Below are 5,089 nucleotides of genomic sequence, written 5' to 3'. Positions count from 1 at the left end.
TATAAATTATTGAATTTATGACCTAATCAGTACGACATACAAGTTGTTCTTAGAAGAAAATATCTCGCTTTTTGGAATCATGACAATTATTGCCATGACTCTAACTACGCCTCGGTTACTTCTCCTAATTCTCTTTCTGTAACGTTCTTTGCTTTTCGGATATCGGCAGCCACTACTTTATATTCTGGACACATTGACTCAGAACAGTGTTCGTTGCCAGTAACCAGGTTTACTAATACTTCAGGGAAGTGGAAAGTGGTATATAAAATTCCTGGTTTAACTTGATCAGTAATTTCTACATGTAAATCCACTTTTCCGTATGCAGAAGATAAACAAGCTAAATCTCCAGTAACAAGTCTTTTTGCTTTACCGTCTACTGGATTAACTAAAAGAATGTCTTCCGAAAGAATCATACTGTTGTTTGTTCTTCTTGTCATTGTTCCACAGTTGTAGTGTTCAAGTTCTCTACCAGTAGTTAATACAAATGGATATTCTTTTCCGTTTTTAACAAGTTCGTTAGATTCTTTCCAGTCTTGGAAATGGAAAGCACCCTTGCCACGTTTGAAGTCTACTGTATGAAGAATTTCTGTCCCTTCATTATCTCCTGTTACAGGCCATTGCTTACCATTGTCTGTTAAGCCATCCCAAGTTACACCAGCAAAGAATGGTACGATTTGAGAAATCTCTTTTAACATAGTTTCTGCATCGTAATCTGCTTGCTCATAACCCATTCTTTTCATGATGTCAACAATGATCTGACCATCTGGTTTAGTCCCTTCTAATGGCTCTACAACTGCATTTACTCTTTGGATTCTTCTTTCACCATTCGTAAATGTTCCGCTTTTTTCTAAGAAAGAAGAAGCAGGTAGCACTACGTCCGCGTATTCTGCAGTAGGTGTCATAAATAATTCTTGAACAACCAATAAATCTAATGCTTCCATTGATTTGATTACTTCAGTAGTATTAGGATCTGTTTGAACAACATCTTCACCCATAATCCAAAGGGCTTTCAAATCTTTAGATTGAGCAGCATCAAACATCTCTGGAATTTTTAATCCAATTTCGTTTGATAATTTCGCACCATAGAATTCTTCATATTGAGAATGGGACTTGTCATTGTCTACCATCATGTAACCCGCACCTTGGTGAGGTTGGCAACCCATATCAGCAGCTCCTTGTACATTATTTTGTCCCCTAAGTGGATTAACACCAACTCCTTCACGACCAATGTTACCAGTAATCATTGCTAAGTCAGCAATTAATTGAACTGTAAACGTTCCTTGCGAATGCTCGGTAACACCCAAACCGTGGAATTCCATAGCGTTCTTAGCAGTTGCATAACAAAGAGCAGCATCTCTAACTAGATCTTTATCAACTCCTGTTATCTCAGAAAGCTTGTCCATGTCTAATGCCATGATTTCTTTCTTGAAATCTTCAAAGCCTTCAGTACGATTAGCAACAAAAGCATCATCCGCTACATCTTCCTTAATGATGTAATGTAACATCATGTTTAACATGGCAACGTTTGTTCCTGGCTTTAACTGTAAATGGTAATCTGCGTATTTAGACAACTCAATTTTCCTAGGATCAATAATGATCAATTTTGCACCGCCCATTACGGTTTGCTTAATCTTAGCTCCAGTTACTGGATGACCAGATGTAGGATTTGCGCCAATGATAATGATGCAATTCGTTTTCTTTAAATCTTTGATTGAGTTCGTAGCAGCTCCCGTTCCGAAACTTCTTTGCATACCTAAAGCAGTAGGAGAGTGGCATACTCTAGCACAACAGTCAATATTGTTGGTTCCAACCACTGCTCTAATGAATTTTTGCATCAAGTAGTTTTCCTCGTTTGTACATCTTGAAGATGAAATGCCTGCAACAGCATCAGCGCCGTTTGTGTCGATAATGCTGTGTAATTTTTTAGCGATAAAGTCATATGCTTCATCCCAAGAAGCTTCTTGGAATACACCGTCTACTTTAATTAAAGGTGATGTTAATCTGTCTTGATGATCGTAGAACTTAAACGCATATCGTCCCTTAAGGCAAGTATGCCCTTCGTTAGATTCTGCTTCGTAAGGAGCAGTGATTGCCGCAACCGCGCCATCTTTTACTTTAACTGTTAAGTTACATCCAACACCACAATACGTACATACAGTTCTAATTTCTTCATCCGCAACAACTGCTTTAGATTCGAAAATATCTGTAATAGCTCCTGTAGGACAAGCTTGTGAACAAGCACCACATGAAACACAATCTGAATCAGCAAAAGTTGAACCTAAGCCCATTACGATTTTACTGTCAAACCCTCTTCCTTCAACACTTAATACATGCTGTCCTTGTACTTCATCACAAGCTCTAACACATCTGAAACAGTTAATACAAGTAGAAAGATCTGCACGCATATAAGCATGACTATCATCTTTGGCTATATCAAAGTGATTTCTTCCTGCTGGGTAACGAATCATTTCTGGCTCCATGCCAACTTGTTTCGCTACAACTTGTAATTCGTTTGTTCCGTTTTTGTTGTCGTTAAGTTTCTTAACAGGATAATCTGTAAGAACTAATTCAATAATATTTTTTCTTAAGCTTTTAATTCTATCCGAATGCGGGTAGATGTATGAGTTTTCTAAAACTGGAGTATGACAAGAAGCTTGCGCTCTTGCATTACCGTTTTCTTCTAATGCAACGTCAACACTACAAACTCTACAAGAACCGTAGGGCTTTAAATTTGGAGCATCACAAAGTGTGGGAATAGAGTCATCGCCATGAGCTCTATTAATGAAAGACAAGATAGATTCACCTGGTACGAATGTAAACGCTTGATTGTCTATATATGCAATCTTTGTATCTACATCCACGCCTTCTACCTCAATTGATTCAGAGGCTTTATTGGGTTTAAACATCATCGCTGTATTGTTTTATTGTCTTTAATTATTTGTGAAATAAGTTTTTAATTCTTCTCCAAAATATTGCATTGCGTTCTTAATGCCTAAAGGTAAACCACCTCCTAGAGCACACAACGAGCCTATTTCCATAGTTTCTAACAAGTCGTCCATTAGTTTCTGGTCGATTTTATAATCTTCTGTTCTTGCTTTCGCAATCATTTCTTGTCCTCTAACAGCACCAATACTACATGGGAAACACTTCCCACAAGATTCATCTGCAGTAAATTCAAATAAGTGCTCTAGGTATTCAATCATTGGGAAGTCTTCTGGAACAGAAACAACTCCTGCATGTCCCATTAGGAATCCAGCAGATGCAAATGATTCAAAATCTAAAGACAACTCTACTATTTTATCTGTTGGTATAATTCCGCCAAGTGGACCACCCACGTGAACTGCCTTAACAGGTTTTCTAAACCCACCTCCAAATTCGTAAACAACATCTTTGAAAGGAGTTCCCATTTCAATTTCGTAAATCCCTGGCTTGTTAAAGAAGCTATCAAGACTAACTAATTTAGTTCCTGAAGATTTTTCTGTTCCAAATTTCTTGTAAGCAGCACCGCCATTTTTTATTATATACGGTACACAAGCCAATGTTTCCACATTATTTACAACTGTTGGCTTATTGAACAAGCCTTTTTGTGCCGGATAGGGCGGTCTTACTCTAACAACTGCTCTTTGTCCTTCTATAGAAGAAAGTAAAGAAGTTTCTTCTCCACAGATATAAGCACCAGCACCTTCTACAATTTTAAATCTAAAATCGAATCCTGTTCCATCTATGTTCTCACCGTTTAATCCTCTGCGTTCTAATTCTTCGATAGCATTTTTAATTACCGCAACAGACTCTGGGTATTCTGCTCGGATATATAAAACTCCTCGATTTGCTCCAATAATAAAACCAGCGATCATCATTCCCATTAAAACGGAATGCGGTTGTTTCTCCATTAAGTATCTGTCCGAATATGCGCCTGGATCTCCTTCATCTGCATTACATACAATGAACTTTTGCTCATCAGTTTCTTTTTTAGCAGCTCCTAGTTTGAATCCCATTGGAAAACCAGCACCACCGCGTCCTCTAATGCCCGAGTCATCAATAGTTTGTAATGCTTGTTCAGGAGTATTAGAGATTACACTTCGGAATATTTTGTAATATTCATTGATTCCAGGAAACTCTGCAGTAAGGATTGGATTGCTTACGTTGCTGCCTATATTATATGTGTCTGCACCTAATTCTCTTTTGTCTTCATGAATAATGTCTGAAAGATCAGATGCATTGATTCCTGAATAGTTTGTTCCGTTGTAGTTGATCGCAGCATTTTCGTGGCATCTACCTAAACAACAGATCTTACCAATTTCTTCTTCTTCGAAGTTCTCTAATAATCCTTTTTTAAGTTCATCTTGTGTTCCAGCCGTTAAGCAAGCACTACCACTACACATGTAAACCTTTTTACCTTGGTTTTCTTTCTTTAAGAAATCATAGAAAGAAGTAGTTCCGTAAGCGTTTGCGTCGCCAACAAGGTATTGTTCGGCGAGCTCTTTTAGCCTTTCATCATCTGGAGTACCATGTTCTTTGGCTTCTTTAAGAAGATCTTGGAATAGATTGTTCTCTAATCCCTTTTTACCAGCCAGGTTGCTTAAATTATCAGACATATATTTTAATAGCTTATGTAAACGTATTGTTAATGGTCTAAGTTATGAAAAAAAGATTACTTGATTTACCAAGTTGTCGACCATCTTATAAGTGGGTTAATCTTGACTAATTCTAGGTTCTCCAGAGTATATATTGAACCTTTTGTCTCTTACAAAACCCAATACGGTCATATTGAATTTGTTAGCCAATCCGATAGCTAAACTTGAAGGTGCTCCAACTGCTGCTAAAATTGGAATACCCGCCATCACTGATTTTTGGATTAGTTCAAAACTAGCCCGTCCGCTGACCATTATTAGACAATTTGAAAGAGGCACTTTGCCTTCGAATAGTTGTGAGCCTATTAATTTGTCAACAGCATTGTGTCTTCCTACATCTTCTCGCATGGCAATCATATTGCCATCAATATCAACAAGTGCTGCAGCATGAATGCCACCGGTGTGTTCAAATACTGTTTGTGCTTTCCGTAGTGTGTTTGGAATGTCGTGAATTAGAC

At 37.8% G+C, this 5,089-nt stretch carries 3 protein-coding genes; all 3 read right to left on the bottom strand.

Annotation, left to right across the window (positions count from 1 at the left end):
* Positions 1–104: 104 nt before the first annotated feature.
* Positions 105–2,906, bottom strand: a complete 2,802-nt coding sequence (gene fdhF / locus HRT72_12155; protein NQY68456.1) for a formate dehydrogenase subunit alpha — start codon at positions 2,904–2,906, stop codon at positions 105–107.
* Between the two features lie 24 nt (positions 2,907–2,930).
* Positions 2,931–4,595 (bottom strand): NAD(P)H-dependent oxidoreductase subunit E, encoded by a 1,665-nt coding sequence (locus tag HRT72_12150; GenBank protein ID NQY68455.1) that lies wholly within the window; start codon positions 4,593–4,595, stop codon positions 2,931–2,933.
* A 96-nt stretch (positions 4,596–4,691) separates the two neighbouring features.
* A partial coding sequence (gene fdhD, locus HRT72_12145; protein NQY68454.1) for a formate dehydrogenase accessory sulfurtransferase FdhD occupies positions 4,692–5,089 on the bottom strand: 398 nt, incomplete at its 5' end.

The sequence above is a fragment of the Flavobacteriales bacterium genome (assembly GCA_013214975.1).
Taxonomy (GTDB): Bacteria; Bacteroidota; Bacteroidia; order DT-38; family DT-38; genus DT-38.
Note: the sequence above shows the minus strand (reverse complement) of the source record. Positions and strands in the feature narration are given on the sequence as shown.

Bases quoted from the DNA above. Each gene is read 5' to 3' on its own strand.
- HRT72_12150 (NQY68455.1), bottom strand. From the start codon at position 4,595: ATGTCTGATAATTTAAGCAACCTGGCTGGTAAAAAGGGATTAGAGAAC.
- fdhF (NQY68456.1), bottom strand. From the start codon at position 2,906: ATGTTTAAACCCAATAAAGCCTCTGAATCAATTGAGGTAGAAGGCGTG.